The following is a 13,423-nucleotide window of genomic DNA, read 5'->3' on the forward strand; positions in this document are numbered from 1 at the left end:
ACCTCTCCCTATGGGAGAGGTGAAGACGAAGACCGCCTAGAGTCTTGGGAGCAAAACACCATGCCCGTTCCGCAGCACGTCTTCGATCCGCCGTTCAACATCATCCGCTGCAGCCACGTCGTGCTCGACGTGACCGACCTCGGCGCCAGCCGCGCGTTCTACGAGAACACCGTTGGGCTGCATGTCGAGGATGCGGACGACAAAGCGGTTTACTTGCGCGGCGCCGAGGAGCGTCAGCACCACTCGCTGGTACTGCGCAAGGCGCAAGCTGCGGCCTGCAACCGGCTGGGCTTCAAGGTCGGCAACGACGGCGATCTCGACAATGCGGCGGCGTTCTTCTCCGAGCACGGCATCGACTATCGCTTCGTCGACCAGCCGTTCCAGGGCCGCACCTTGCAATTCTCCGATCCGTTCGGCTTCCAGCTCGAGCTCTATGCTGCGATGGAGAAGCGGCCACACCTCTTGCGCCGCTACGATCTCTACAAAGGCTGCCATCCGCAGCGGCTCGACCATTTCAATGTCTTCGCCGCCGAGTTGCAGGACACCATCGACTTCTACGCGCGGCTCGGCTTCCGCCTCACCGAATATGGCGAGGAGGATGGCCCGAATGGACGGATTGCTGCGGCATGGATGCATCGCAAAGGCAATGTGCACGACCTCGCCTTCACCAATGGCAAGGGCCCTCGCCTGCACCATTTCGCGTATTGGGTGCCGACGGCAATGAACGTCCTGCATCTCTGCGACGTGATGGCCTCCAGCGGCTTTCTGAAGAACATCGAGCGCGGGCCCGGCCGCCACGGCATTTCCAATGCGTTCTTCCTCTATGTCAGAGATCCCGACGGCCATCGCCTCGAGCTCTACACCAGCGACTATTTCACTGGGGATCACGACCATGAGCCGCACCGCTGGTCGCTGAAGGACCCGCGGCGCCAAACCTTGTGGGGCGCGCCCGCCCCACGCTCCTGGTTCGAGCAGGGCTCGCTGTTCACCGGACAGGCCGTGCGCGAGCCGCTGTTCGTTGCCGATGTCACGATTGCAGACTGAGCGAGCCGATGCCGCCACCTCGTCTCGCAACCTATTCGATCGGCGGTGTCACGCGGTATGGCGCCGTGACCGATAGCGGAATCGTCGATCTCTCCGCGCGCTTTGCGAAGGAGTTTCCGGCGCTGCGTGAGGCGATCGCGGCCGGCGCACTGGCGCGGCTCGTGGACGATGCCACGCGTCGTGCGCCGGACTATGCGGTCGAGGCTGTCACCTGGCTGCCGCCGATTTCCTTGCCGGAAAAAATCATCTGCATCGGCGTCAACTATCCGGACCGCAACGCCGAATACAAGGACGGCAGCGATGCGCCGAGATATCCGAGCATGTTCATGCGCACGCCGCGCTCTTTCGTCGGGCACAACACGCCGCTGGTCCGCCCGCGCGCGTCCGCGCAGCTCGACTACGAAGGCGAGTTGGCACTCGTGATCGGCAAGGCCGGACGGCATATCCCGGAAAGCACAGCGCTCGATCACGTCGCAGCGATGACGCTTTGCAACGAAGGCACGATCCGCGACTGGGTGCGGCACGCCAAGTTCAACGTCACGCAGGGCAAGAATTTCGATTCCACAGGCAGCCTCGGTCCCTGGATCGTTCCCTACACGGACGAGTCACAGATCGCGGATATCCGCCTGACCACGCGCGTCAACGGCGAGACACGGCAAGATGATCGCACCGGGCGGTTGATCTTCGGCTTCCGCTACCTCATCAACTATATCTCGACCTTTACCACGCTGGTTCCCGGCGATGTCATCGTCACGGGCACGCCGACGGGCGCCGGCGCACGGTTCGATCCGCCGCGCTACCTCAAGCCCGGCGATATCGTTGAGATAGAGGCCGAAGGCGTCGGTGTGTTGCGCAACGGCGTGATCGACGAAGTATAATACGCAGATGGATGGCAAGATGAGCTCAACCAGCGGCGGCGAAGCGATCGTCAACGGGCTTGTCGCCCACGGCGTCGACACGGTGTTCGGCCTGCCAGGCGCGCAAATCTATGGCCTGTTCGACGCCTTCCATCAAGCCCAGCTCAAGGTGATCGGCGCGCGGCACGAGCAGGCCTGCGGCTACATGGCCTTCGGCTACGCGCGCTCGAGCGGCCGCCCCGGCGTGTTCAGTGTAGTGCCCGGCCCCGGTGTGCTCAACGCCAGCGCGGCGCTGCTCACCGCCTTCGGCTGCAACGAGCCCGTGCTCTGCCTCACCGGGCAGGTGCCGACCGCCTTCCTCGGCAAAGGCCGCGGCCACCTGCATGAGATGCCTGACCAGCTCGCGACGCTGCGCACCTTCGTGAAATGGGCCGATCGCATCGAATATCCCGATGCGGCGCCGGCGATGGTGTCGCGCGCATTCCAGGAGATGCTGTCGGGACGGCGCGGGCCGGCATCGCTCGAGATGCTCTGGGATGTCTTCACCCAGCGCGCAGCGGTCGGCCCATCACAGCCGTTCGAGCCATTTCCGGCGCCACTGCCCGACCCTGAAAGGATCAAGGCTGCCGCTGCGCTGATCGCAGCGAGCAAGACGCCGATGATCTTCGTCGGCAGCGGAGCGATCGATGCGGGCGAGGAAATACTTGAACTCGCGGAAATGATCGACGCGCCCGTCGTCGCCTTCCGCAGCGGCCGCGGCATCGTCTCTAATGCGCATGAGCTGGGGCTGACGATGGCGGCCGCTTACAAATTGTGGCCGACGACCGACCTGATGATCGGGATCGGCACCCGCATGGAATTGCCAGCCTCAGGATTCCGCTGGCCGTACCAGCCTGATGGCATCAAATTGATCCGCATCGACATCGATCCCGTCGAGATGCGCCGGCTCACGCCCGACGCCGCCATCGCAAGCGATGCCAAGGCGGGCACCGCCGAGTTGCTCGCGGCCGTGCGCAAGGCCGGCCCCGGCAAGGACAGTGGCCGGCGCGCGGCGATCCGAGAGGCGACCGCGGCGGCCGAGCGCGAGATCCAGCGCATCCAGCCGCAGATGGCGTACCTGAAGGTCCTTCGCGAAGTACTGCCTTCGAACGCGATCGTCACTGATGAGCTGTCACAGGTCGGTTTCGCTTCCTGGTACGGCTTTCCCGTCTACGAGCCACGCACCTTCATCACCTCGGGCTATCAGGGCACGCTCGGCTCCGGCTTTCCGACCGCGCTCGGCGCCAAGGTGGCCCATCCGGACAAGCCGGTGGTGGCGATCACAGGCGACGGCGGCTTCATGTTCGGCGTGCAGGAGCTTTCCACCGCCGTGCAGTATCGCATCGGCGTGGTGACGCTGGTGTTCAACAACAATTCCTATGGCAATGTGCGGCGCGACCAGCGCGAACGTTTTGACGGCCGCGTGGTGGCGTCCGACCTAGTCAATCCGGATTTCGTGAAACTTGCGGAATCCTTTGGCGCAGGAGCTGCGCGCGTCACCTCGCCCGATCATTTCCGTCCCGCGTTGGAAAAGGCGCTGGCCGATGGCGGCCCCTATGTGATTTCGATCGAGGTACCCACGGATTCGGAAGTCTCGCCGTGGGCGTTCATCCATCCGCCGAAACCTTAGCACCGTCATTCCGGGGCGTGCGTAGCGCGAGCCCGGAATCCATCGTGCCAAGAGGTCGTATGGTGACATAGATTCCGGGCTCGCGACTTCGTCGCGCCCCGGAATGACAGCTGAGACAATCTCTTTAGCGCGCCTTGCGGAAAGTTAAATTGATCCGCTGGCGGCCGAGCACGGCGTGCTCGCCATCGGCGAGTGGCGCGACGCCATGGAAGAACAATCGCGACGGTCCGCCCCACACCACGACGTCGCCATGCGTCAGCCGATGCCGTGCCGGCTTGTCGCTGCGCTTTGGGCCGCCGAACAGAAAGATCGCAGGCAGGCCCAGCGACACCGAGACGATCGGCGCCGCAAAATCCGTCTCGTCCCTGTCCTGGTGCAGCGACAGCTTTGTGCCTGGCTCGTAACGATTGACCAGGCAGGCATCCGGCGCAAAGTCGTCAAAGCCGCCCTCGGCCGCGGCCTCCCGCGCCAGGCGCAAGAATGAAGGCGGCATCGCCGGCCAGGGCTTTCCGGATTCGGGATCGATGCCGTCATAACGATAGCCGCTGCGATCGGTGACCCAGCCGACCGGGCCGCAATTGGTCATCGCCACCGACATCTGATAACCGCCGGGCGTGAACATGCGCCGGAACGGCGCCTGCGCGACGATCTCGCGCAACGCCGGGATCAGCTCAGACCCGACGGCGTGCGCAAATCCGCGCAGGATCACCGCGCCATCCGCGATTGCTTCCTGCGCTGGGCGCTCCGCAATGCTATCGAATAAGTCAGCCGTCAAATTCGCTACACTCACTTTAGCATCGCTAAGCTGGTGGCAGATCCGCGGACTGTCCACCACCCGATTTCCGATTTTCAGGCGTCATTGCGAGCGGCTACCTAGCCCAGCACCGGCAGCGTGACCACGTCATACGCATGGCGGATCGTTCGCTTCAGCACAGGGTCCTCCAGCTCGAACTCGAACCGGCTCGCCGGACGGATGCCGCCTTTGGCGGCGAAAGTGCCACCAAACATGGCGCAGCCGTCGGGCAGGCCATCGTCGCCGAAACCGCGCGCGATCAGTTCCTTCACCGGCAACATGCCGGCGAGCGTGCCTTCCTGGTACAGCACGCGCTTGCCATCGATCCAGGCATGGGAGCGCAGGATCATCCGGTCCCAGTGATCGATGACATCCTCCAGCTCCCAGAGTTCGGAAGCGATCGGCTTGTCGCACATCTGTTTTGAAACCGTGACGCTGTAGCTCTCGACCTTGCGGTCGGTGTGATCGGAGCCACAGCCGACGAAGATGCGGCCCTGCCAGCCGATCAGCACGAACTCGACCTCGCCGCTGGAATCCTCGCCGCAGACTTCGATCGAGTCCTCGGTGGTCAGCCGCCGCGCCGAGCAGCGGTAATAGATCGGCGTCGTCGCCGGCCTTGCAATGCCGAGCGCCTCCAGCTCGGCGATATGCTTGTCGCGCGCCACCGGATCACGGCCGGTCCAGCCGGCGATCACGGCCTGGTCGATGGCGAGCGTCAGCGGCGTTGGCAGGCCCTTGTCGTCGATGGTGAAGGTGAGGTCATACACGGATGATGGTCTCCATTCCAGCCGCGATCTCGAAGATGCGGCGATCCGATCCGCCCGCCGCCGCCACCATCAGGCCGACCGGCACATCATCTGCACGATGGGCCGGCAGCGAGATGGCGCAGCCGTCGAGTACGTTGATCAGCGTGCAGTTGCGCAACGCGCGCAGGTTCTCCGCGGTGAACGCCTTGTCGTCGTCGAGGTCCGCGATCTTTGGCGGCGTGTTGGCCGTGGTCGGCAGCAGCAGCGCGTCATAGGGCGCGATGCGCTTCTCGGTGCGCGCAATGAAGGACTTCCGCGCGTTGAGCAGGTCGATGTAGTCGGCGGCGAGATATCCCTCCCCGCGCATGATGCGCGTCGCGACGCGGGGATCATAGATGTCGCCCTTGCTGGCAAGCAGATAGCGGTGCCAAGCATAGCTTTCGGAAGCCGCGAAGCCGCCCTTGCCGTTCATGATGCCGACATCGAGGAACTCCGGCACCTCGATCTTTTCGATCAGCGCACCCGCCTTCGACAGCGCCGACAGCGCACGGTCGAACGTTTTTGCAACGGCATCATCGAGGTCATCGAGCGCAACCGTGGTCGGCACCGCGAACCGCAGACCCTTCATCGGTCGGGGCTGCAGCGCCGTCAGCGGCTCGTTGGCAAGCACCGCATCGAGTGCCGCGCAGCAGGCCACCGAATTGGCGAGCGGCCCGTAGCTGTCGAGCGAGAACGACAGCGGCACACCGCCATCGAGCGGGATTCGCCGCTGCGTCGGCTTGTAGCCAACGATGCCATTGAACGCCGCAGGGATCCGGCACGAGCCGCCGGTATCGGTGCCGAGCGCGCCGAACGCCATGCCGTCGGCGATCGATACCGCCGCGCCAGACGACGAGCCGCCGGGCACATGGCCGACGCTGCGGTTGTAGGCGCTCTTCGGCGTGCCGTAATGGGGATTGATGCCGATGCCTGAATAGGCGAACTCGGTCATGTTGGTGCGGCCGATCACAACAAAACCGGCTGCGCGAAGCCGCGCCACGACGGGGGCATCGGCTTCCGCCGGCGCAGAGTCCTCCAGCGCGCGGGAGCCGGCGCGGGTCACCTGCCCCTTGATGTCGAAGAGGTCCTTGATCGAGACGGGAATGCCGGCAAAGGGCGACGGCGCCGCATGCGCCTTGCGCAGGCGGTCCATCGCATCGGCAGCCTCGAGCGCGGCTTCCTTGTCGACGTGAATGAAGACGCGCTGCCCCTCGCCTGCGGGATCGGCGATCTCGGCGAGGCACTGCTCGACCAGTTGGCGGGCCGTGATGCGGCCGCTCTCGAGGTCTGCGGCGAGTGAGGCAAGGGTCGGATTGTCTGGCATGGCTTTCGATTTCAGGTCTCTTCGGACGCGTTGCTTGAAGCGCGGCGGATTTGCCGCGTGGCGGACTATTGCCCGAGACAGGCTGGCATACAAGCGCGCTCTCGTCTTCGGATTACAGCCATGCGATGGGAAACGCTGGACCGTTGACGGCGGATAGTCAATTGTCGCATCAAGTTTTTGAATGAGGCCTGACGGCCTGATCCAGGGAGGATGCCGAATGGCCGAAGCTGCACGCGCAAAACCGAAACCGACGCCGGAAACCCAGCACTTCTGGGATGGCACGCAGATCGGCGAATTGCGCCTGCAGCGCTGCGACGCGTGTTCGCATGTCTACTTCCCGCCGCGCCCGTTCTGCCCGTCCTGCGCCTCGCGCAAGGTCAGCGTGTTCAAGGCGAGCGGCAAGGGCAAGCTCTACAGCTACGTCATCAATCACCGTCCCGCCGCGCCCGGCTTCACGCCGCCTTACGCCATCGCGGTGGTCGAACTCGACGAGGGCCCGCGCATGATGAGCAACATCATCGATTGCCCGCAGACACCGGAAGCCCTCGAGCTCGATATGAAGTTGGAAGTTGCGTTCGAGAAGCTCGACGACAAGATCACGCTTCCCCTGTTCCGTCCGGCGAAGGGTTAAAGAGATGCGCAGGAACCAGGTTGCCGTCGTCGGCGCAGCCGAGACCACCGAACTCGGCGTCATCCCCAACATGTCACAGCTCCAGTTGCACGCGGACGCGGCGCTCAATGCCATCGCCGATGCGGGGCTGAAGCTCTCCGACATCGACGGCTTCGCCACTGCGGTCGAGACGCCGCCGCAGGTCTGTCACTATCTCGGCATCAAGCCGACCTGGGTCGACGGAACCTCTGTCGGCGGCTGCTCGTTCATGCTGCATGTCCGGCATGCCGCGGCGGCGATCGAGACGGGGCTGTGCAAAACGGTGCTGATCACGCACGCCGAAAGCGGCAAGTCGATGATCGGCAAGCAGCCGCGCTATACGCCGCCGGACAGCCTCAACGGCCAGTTCGAGGCGCCGTTCGGCGTGTACGGGCCGCCGAGCATGTTCCCGATCCCAGTGCTGCGCTTCATGAAGACCCACGGCATCACCCATGAGCAGATTGCGATGGTCGCCGTGGCACAGCGCGAATGGGCGGCGAAGAATCCGCGCGCGACGATGAAGGAGCCGATCACGGTTGCCGACGTCCTCAATTCGCGGATGATCGCCTATCCCTTCCGCCTCCTGCAGTGTTGCCTCGTCACCGATGGCGGCGGCGCGCTGATTCTGACCTCCGCCGACCGCGCCAAGGACTTTCCGCAGAAGCCGGTCTACATTCTCGGCACCGGCGAGAGCGTGGAAACGCCGATGGTCAGCCAGATGGAGACCTTCAACTCCTCACGCGCTTTCAAGGTCGCAGGCCCCCTCGCCTTCAAGGAAGCCGGCATCACGCATGGGGATGTCGACCATCTCATGATCTACGACGCCTTTGCGCATCTGCCGCTCTATGGCCTCGGCGACCTCGGCTTCATGCCCTATGAGGAGACCGGCCAGTTCATCGCCGACGGCAACACACGCCCCGGCGGCAAGCTGCCGCTCAACACCAACGGCGGCGGCCTCTCCTATATGCATTCGGGCATGTACGGCATGTACGCGCTGCAGGAGAGCGTGCGCCAGATGCGCGGGATCGCGGCGGCACAGGTCAAGGACGCGAAGATCTCGGTCTGCCACGGCGTCGGCGGCATGTTCGCGGCATCAGGCACGATCATCTTCACGAACGAACGCTAACCCCTTTCGTCATTACGGGGCGCGCGAAGCGCGAGCCTGGAATCCATTTCACCACGTTATCCGGTGGCGCCATGGATTCCGGGCCTGCGCCTTCGGCGCATCCCGGAATGACGGAGACAACAGGAGAAATCTCCATGACAAAATCACTGCAGGACAAGGTCATCATCGTCACCGGCGCAGGCCGCGGCATCGGGCGCGAGATAGCGCTGCTCTGCGCCGCCGAAGGCGCCAAGGTCGTGGTCAACGATCCCGGCGTCACCGCCGACGGTTCGGGCACCAGCGCTGCGCCCGCCGAAGAAGTGGTCGAGGAGATCAAGAAGCGCGGCGGCACTGCGGTCGCCAATTTCGAGACGGTGGCGGAAGCGATTCCGGCCAGCAAGATCGTGAAGCAAGCGGTCGACACTTATGGAAAGCTCGATGGCGTCGTCAACAATGCCGGCATTCTGCGCGACGCCATCTTCCATCGCATGAGCGTGGAGGCCTTCGAGTCCGTCATCAAGGTGCACCTGATGGGTTCGTTCTATGTTTCTCACGCCGCGGCACGGCTGTTCCGCGAGCAGGAGAGCGGCTCTTTCGTGCACTTCACCTCGACCTCCGGCCTGGTCGGCAATTATGGCCAGGCCAATTACGCGGCCGCCAAGCTCGGAATTGTCGGCCTGTCGAAGTCGATCGCGCTCGATATGAGCCGCTTCAACGTGCGCTCGAATTGCATCTCGCCATTCGCCTGGAGCCGGCTGATCGGCACCATCCCGACCGAGACCGAAGCCGAGAAGGAGCGCGTGAAGCAGATCCAGCAGATGGGGCCGGAGAAGATCGCGCCGCTCTGCGCCTATCTGCTCAGCGACGCCGGCAAGGACGTCACCGGACAGATTTTTGCGGTGCGCATGAATGAGATCTTCCTGATGGGCCAGTCGCGCCCGATCCGCTCGGTGCACCGCGGCGAAGGCTGGACGACCCAGACCATCGCCGAGCACGCGATCCCTGCGCTCAAGCCATCGTTTTACAAGCTTGACCGCTCTGCCGACGTCTTCAGCTGGGACGCGATCTGATAATTTTGTGACACTGTCGTCCCGGCATGCGTCCGGGACGACGCGATCTGTGGTTGTTTCTCCACGCTTGCCCGCTTTATGCCGGATTGCGGGCGCATGGGTTCCTTCCCAACAACAAAAAAGCCTGGGAGGAAGCCATGAACAAACCAATCAATTCACCCAACCAGCAGGACGGCGGCGCGATCGGGCTCGACCGCCGGACGCTTTTGCGCGGTGCAACCGCGATTGCTGCGACTGCGGCGGTGGCGCCAGAAGCCTTCGCCCGCGATTTCGGTCGCAACGCCGAGCCACAGCGCTATCCTGATCCTGATATCGTCATAATCGATCCCAAGCGCTTCAAGGCCAAAGTCGGCAACACCGCGATCAAGCGTCTCTACACGGGCTGCCTGTGGGCCGAGGGGCCTGCCTGGAACGCGCAAGGGCAATATCTGGTCTGGAGCGACATCCCTGCCAACCGGCAGCTTCGCTATCTCGACGATGACGGCCACATCTCCGAGCAGTTCCGCAAGCCGTCGAATGAAAGCAACGGCAACTCTTTCGATCTCGAGGGCCGGCAGATTTCAGCCGAACGCACACGGCTGGTGCGTTTCGAACACAACGGTACGGTGACCACGCTGGCCCAGGAAGCCAACGGCAAGCCGCTGAACGGGCCGAACGACATGGTGGTCCACCCCAACGACAAGTCGATCTGGTTCACCGATCCCGGTTACGGCGCGATCTCGATCTATGAGGGGCAGCGCGCCAACACCAACTCGGTGCAGCCCTACCAGAAGGAGGCGGTGTACCGGATCGACGGGCAGTCCGGCCAGATCACCAAGGTCGCCGACGAGCCGTTCAAGCCGAACGGCATCGCCTTCAGCCATGATTACAGGAAGCTCTATGTCTGCGACACCGGCATTACGCACTACCCGAACGCCAACAATGTGGTCTGGAGCTACGATATCGACGGCGACAAGCTCTCCAACCCGAAGCAGTTGATCGACATGAAGCTCGACGGCAAGTCGGGCTTCCCAGACGGCCTGCGCGTCGACATCGACGGCAATATCTGGGTCGGCGCCGGCTGGGTCGGACCGGGCTATGACGGCGTGCAGGTGTTCGCTCCCGACGGCACGCGGATCGGCCAGATCGTGCTGCCCGAGACCTGCGCCAACGTCTGCTTCGGCGGCAAGAAGCGCAACCGCCTGTTCATGACCGCGAGCCAATCGCTCTACGCGGTCTATGTGGAGACGCAGGGCGCGCATCACTGCTGACGCGGTCGGCGAATAGGAAGTGGCGGATGGCGAAGCGTCGTTCGCTATTCGCCCTTCCCTACCCGCTATTCCGCAACCCCGCGGATATCCCGTTGATGGTGAGCTGGATGCCGCGCAGCACCTGCTCGTCCGGGTTCTGCGCGCGGTGTTCCTTCAAGAGCTCGACCTGCACGTGGTTCAGCGGGTCAAGATAAGGAAAGCGATTGCGGATCGAGCGTTCGAGCAGCGGGTTGCCCTGCAACAGCCGCTCATGGCCCATGATGTCCAGCAGCGTCTCGATCGAGAGATGCCATTCGCGGCGGATACGGCCGAAAATCTTCTCGCGCAATTCCGCATCCGGCACCAGCTCGGCATAGCGCGAGGCGATCGCGATCGAGCTCTTTGCCAGCACCATATCCATGTTGGAGAGCAGCGTGCGGAAGAACGGCCATTCCCTGTAAAGCTCCTGCAGGAACGGCATGCCCTGCTCGGGGCGCTCGGCGATCCAGGTCTCCACCGCGCTGCCGAAGCCGTACCAGCCCGGCAGCATCAGCCGGCACTGCGCCCAGGAGAACACCCAGGGAATGGCGCGGAGATCCTCGATCTCGCGGGTCTTTTTGCGCGATGCCGGACGGCTGCCGATGTTGAGCGTCGCGATCTCGTTGATGACGGTCGAGCCCCAGAAATAATCGGCAAAGCCGTCGGTCTCGTAGACGAGGCCGCGATAGGCCTTGAAGGCGAGCGCAGAGAGCTGCTCCATCGCCTTCAGATATTCGGCGCGCGGCGCGCTTTGCCAGGGCTGCAACAGGCTGGTCTCGAGCGTCGCGGCGGCAAGGATCTCCAGATTGTTGCGGCCGACCTCGGCATTGGAATATTTGCTGGAGATGATCTCGCCCTGCTCGGTGATCCGGATCTGGCCGTTAACGGCGCCGCCGGGCTGGGCGATGATGGCGTCATAGCTCGGGCCGCCGCCGCGACCCACCGAGCCGCCGCGGCCATGAAACAGGCGCAGGCGCACGTGATGGCGCTCGAACACCTCGACGAGGCCGATCTCCGCCTTGTAGAGCTCCCAGCCGGAAGTGACGAACCCGCCGTCCTTGTTGCTGTCGGAATAGCCGAGCATCACCTCCTGCACGCCGCCGCGGCTGTCCACCAATCGGCGGTAGTCGTGCAGCGCCAGCATGCGGTCCATGATGGAGCTGGAGGCCTGCAGATCCTCGATGGTCTCGAACAGCGGCACGATGTTGATAGCGCTGCGACCGGAGGGATTGATGAGCCCGACCTCTTTCAGGAGCACGGCAACCTCGAGCATGTCTGAGATGCCCTTGCACATCGAGATGATGCACTGGGAAATCACCTCCGGACCAAAGGTCGCATGCGCTTCGGCGGCTGCCCGGAACACGGCGAGTTCGCTCTGCGTCTCTTCGCTGTATTTCACAAAGGGCGAGCAGAGCGGACGCGCATTCCGCAGCTCGCCGAGCAACAGGCTGATGCGGGCGTCCTCGCCGAGCGCCATGTAGGACATGCCTGATATCGCGGCGTCGAGCAGCTCGGCGACGGTATGCTCGTGCACCGCAGAGTTTTGCCTGATGTCGAGGCGGGCGAGATGGAAGCCGAAGCAATCCACCGCGCGCCGCAGCAACCGAAGGCGTCCGCGCGCGACGACGGCGGAGTTGTTAGCGATCAGCGAGCGGTCGAGCACGTCGAGATCTGCCTTGAGCTCGTTGACGTCTGTATAGGGCTCGGCTTTGCCGACCGGTCGCCGCGTGATCTCGACCTGCAGCTTCTCGGCGGTGGTGGCCAGGCGGGCGAAGATGCCGGATACCGCAAGCCGATAGGGCTCGCCGCTCCGATGCGGCGAGGTGTCGGGCGAACGCTCAGCCAAGGTCCGCAGCTCGTCGGAGACGTCGGCGAGGTTCACCGCGAGGGACAATTCGGCGCCGAGGAGGTGCAGCTCTTCCAGATAGAAGCTCAATATCCGGCTCGACTGCAGCCGCAGCGTGCCGCGCATGACGTCGGCGGTGACGAACGGGTTGCCGTCGCGGTCGCCGCCGATCCAGCTTCCCATCATCAGGAACGAGGCGAGCTTGCCCGGCTCGCCGCCTTCCTTGTTGAGCCGGTCCTCGAGCGCGCAATGCAAGCGCGGCACCTCGTGGAGGAAGGTGTAGTCGTAGAACGACAGGCCGTTGGTGACCTCGTCCAGCACCGTGAGCTTGGTCCGGCGCAAGAGATTGGTTTGCCACAACGTCACCACGGCGCGGCGAAGCTGCTCGTCGCTGGCCTCGCTCTCTTCCGGCGTCATCTGCAACCGTTCGCGCCGGTCGAGCAGGCCTGCGATCTCCATCTCGCGGTCCATCGTGCTCTTGCGCCGGACCTCGGTCGGATGCGCTGTCAGCACCGGGCTGACCAGGGCATTCTTGAAGAAACGCCGCAGATGGTCCGGGCTGAAGCCGGCCTGCTGCGCGTGATCCAGGGCCTGCATCAAAAGGCTCGGGCGCGGCCCGCCGGCCCCTCGTCCCCGCATCTGGCGGATGTTGTTCTGGTCCTCGGCGATGTTGGCGAGGTGGGAGAAATAGCTGAAGGCGCGGACGATCCGCACCGTCTCCGAGATCGACATGCCGTCGAGGATGGATTCCAGCTCCCGCCGCGCCAGCCGGTCTTCATCACGATGGAACCGGATCGAGGTCTGGCGGATGCGTTCGACCAAATCGAAGACATCGGCGCCCTCCTGGTCGCGCACGGTGTCGCCGAGGACGCGCCCGAGCAGACGGATGTCGTTGCGCAGCCGCGCATCCTCCTCGAGGGCCTGACTGTCCTCGGCGCGATTGGCGCGGGCTTCGGTCTCGGAAGGCACGGTCTGAGGAGACATGGCCGATCACTCCAGCAGCTGCCCGGCAG

General features: G+C 64.1%; 11 protein-coding genes. 7 read left to right on the forward strand and 4 right to left on the reverse strand.

Annotation, left to right across the window (positions count from 1 at the left end):
* Nucleotides 1-60 precede the first annotated feature (60 nt).
* Genes hpaD through J6497_RS22940 form a run of 3 tightly spaced genes read left to right on the forward strand, consistent with a single transcriptional unit; the run spans nt 61 to nt 3,570 of the window.
* Nucleotides 61-1,044 carry a 3,4-dihydroxyphenylacetate 2,3-dioxygenase gene (gene hpaD / locus J6497_RS22930; protein ID WP_225706545.1) on the forward strand — a complete coding sequence of 328 codons (984 nt, stop codon included), beginning with the start codon at nt 61-63 and terminating at the stop codon, nt 1,042-1,044.
* Nucleotides 1,045-1,052: 8 nt separating this feature from the next.
* Nucleotides 1,053-1,922 (forward strand): fumarylacetoacetate hydrolase family protein, encoded by an 870-nt coding sequence (locus J6497_RS22935; RefSeq protein WP_225706546.1) that lies wholly within the window; start codon nt 1,053-1,055, stop codon nt 1,920-1,922.
* A gap of 19 nt (nt 1,923-1,941) precedes the next feature.
* Entirely contained in the window at nt 1,942-3,570 is a 1,629-nt protein-coding gene (locus J6497_RS22940; protein ID WP_225706547.1) for a thiamine pyrophosphate-dependent enzyme, read from the forward strand.
* Between the two features lie 124 nt (nt 3,571-3,694).
* Here J6497_RS22940 and alkB read toward each other — a convergent pair whose 3' ends face one another.
* The 3 genes from alkB to J6497_RS22955 all read right to left on the reverse strand — a co-directional run bounded on the left by alkB (nt 3,695) and on the right by J6497_RS22955 (nt 6,472).
* A complete protein-coding gene (alkB, locus tag J6497_RS22945) occupies nt 3,695-4,345 on the reverse strand; it encodes a DNA oxidative demethylase AlkB (RefSeq protein ID WP_225706548.1) in 651 nt (216 codons plus the stop codon).
* A 98-nt stretch (nt 4,346-4,443) separates the two neighbouring features.
* Nucleotides 4,444-5,130 carry a DUF2848 domain-containing protein gene (locus J6497_RS22950; RefSeq protein WP_225706549.1) on the reverse strand — a complete coding sequence of 229 codons (687 nt, stop codon included), beginning with the start codon at nt 5,128-5,130 and terminating at the stop codon, nt 4,444-4,446.
* A complete protein-coding gene (locus J6497_RS22955) occupies nt 5,123-6,472 on the reverse strand; it encodes an amidase (RefSeq protein ID WP_225706550.1) in 1,350 nt (449 codons plus the stop codon). Before J6497_RS22955 ends, J6497_RS22950 begins: the two co-directional genes overlap by 8 nt.
* A 217-nt stretch (nt 6,473-6,689) precedes the next feature.
* Here J6497_RS22955 and J6497_RS22960 point away from each other — a divergent pair, with 217 nt between their 5' ends.
* The 4 genes from J6497_RS22960 (at nt 6,690) to J6497_RS22975 (ending at nt 10,546) form a co-directional block, all read left to right on the forward strand.
* Nucleotides 6,690-7,103: a Zn-ribbon domain-containing OB-fold protein gene (locus tag J6497_RS22960; protein ID WP_225706551.1), complete on the forward strand. Its 414-nt coding sequence runs from the start codon at nt 6,690-6,692 to the stop codon at nt 7,101-7,103.
* Nucleotides 7,104-7,107: 4 nt separating this feature from the next.
* On the forward strand, nt 7,108-8,247 hold the full coding sequence (locus J6497_RS22965; RefSeq protein WP_225706552.1) for a thiolase C-terminal domain-containing protein: 1,140 nt from the start codon (nt 7,108-7,110) through the stop codon (nt 8,245-8,247).
* Between the two features lie 134 nt (nt 8,248-8,381).
* Nucleotides 8,382-9,296, forward strand: coding sequence for an SDR family NAD(P)-dependent oxidoreductase (locus tag J6497_RS22970; RefSeq protein ID WP_225706553.1), 915 nt, complete (start codon nt 8,382-8,384; stop codon nt 9,294-9,296).
* 137 nt (nt 9,297-9,433) lie between these two features.
* Nucleotides 9,434-10,546, forward strand: coding sequence for an SMP-30/gluconolactonase/LRE family protein (locus tag J6497_RS22975; RefSeq protein ID WP_225706554.1), 1,113 nt, complete (start codon nt 9,434-9,436; stop codon nt 10,544-10,546).
* Between the two features lie 58 nt (nt 10,547-10,604).
* On the opposite strand, the gene ppc is transcribed toward J6497_RS22975, so the two are convergent.
* Nucleotides 10,605-13,394, reverse strand: a complete 2,790-nt coding sequence (ppc, locus tag J6497_RS22980; protein WP_225706555.1) for a phosphoenolpyruvate carboxylase — start codon at nt 13,392-13,394, stop codon at nt 10,605-10,607.
* Nucleotides 13,395-13,423 lie beyond the last annotated feature (29 nt).

Origin of the sequence: Bradyrhizobium cenepequi (genome assembly GCF_020329485.1) — a bacterium.
Taxonomy (GTDB): domain Bacteria; phylum Pseudomonadota; class Alphaproteobacteria; order Rhizobiales; family Xanthobacteraceae; genus Bradyrhizobium; species Bradyrhizobium cenepequi.